This window comes from Mesorhizobium sp. M7A.F.Ca.CA.004.04.2.1 (assembly GCF_004022825.1).
In the GTDB taxonomy this organism is placed as follows: domain Bacteria; phylum Pseudomonadota; class Alphaproteobacteria; order Rhizobiales; family Rhizobiaceae; genus Mesorhizobium.
The window spans coordinates 1-853 of record NZ_RZPH01001539.1 but is presented as its reverse complement, the minus strand read 5'-3'; the positions used below and the strand labels follow the sequence as shown (position 1 = coordinate 853).

General features: G+C 61.0%; 1 protein-coding gene and 1 pseudogene. Both read right to left on the bottom strand.

Annotation, left to right across the window (positions count from 1 at the left end; translation table 11 throughout):
- Positions 1-284 (bottom strand): annotated as a pseudogene (locus EN893_RS35990) (ABC transporter permease); the annotation flags it as partial.
- Positions 285-293: 9 nt separating this feature from the next.
- On the bottom strand, positions 294-853 hold a 560-nt coding region (locus EN893_RS35985; protein WP_164901490.1), incomplete at its 5' end, for an ABC transporter permease.

The window sequence follows — 853 nt, the reverse complement described above, 5'->3', positions numbered from 1 at the left end:
GCCGAGAAGCCGAGGATGGCGCCGAGCGAGAATGACAGTGCGGTGGCCAGCACCGCGATGAACAAAGTGATGCGGGCGCCGTAGATCATGCGAGACAGAAGATCGCGGCCGAGATTGTCGGTGCCCAGCAAATGGGCAGCCGACATCGGTTCCCAGACGTCGCCGACGATTTCGCCATTGCCGTGCGGCGCGATCCAGGGGGCGAAGATCGCCGCCAGCACGAACAATGCCGTCAGCACGATCCCGATCAGCGCGGGGAGGGGGATGCGTTTGATATCGAGCATATCCGCCCCCTATTTCGGATGTCTGAGACGCGGATTGGCGACGATCGCCGCTATGTCCGCAATGATATTCAGGCTGATATAAACGGCGGCGAAGATCAGGCCGACCGCCTGCACCACCGGCACGTCGCGTTTGGTGACGTGGTCGACAAGATACTGCCCCATGCCCGGATAGACGAAAATCACCTCGACCACGACGACGCCGACGATCAGGTAGGCGAGGTTGAGCATGACGACGTTGATGATCGGCGCGATGGCATTGGGGAAGGCGTGCTTGCGGATGACGTTGAAGGCCGACAGGCCCTTCAGTTCCGCGGTCTCGACATAGGCCGACTGCATGACATTGAGGATCGCCGCGCGTGTCATGCGCATCATGTGGGCGAGCACGACCAGCGTCAGCGCTGCCGCCGGCAGAGCGATCGCCTGCATGCGCTCGCCAAAAGGCATGCCGTCATAGACAGTCGAAATGCCCGGGAAGATTTGCCATTTCACGGCGAAGAAATAGACCAGCACATAGCCGATGAAGAACTCGGGAAAGGAGGTCGAGGCCAGAGCCAGCCCGGAGATCAGCT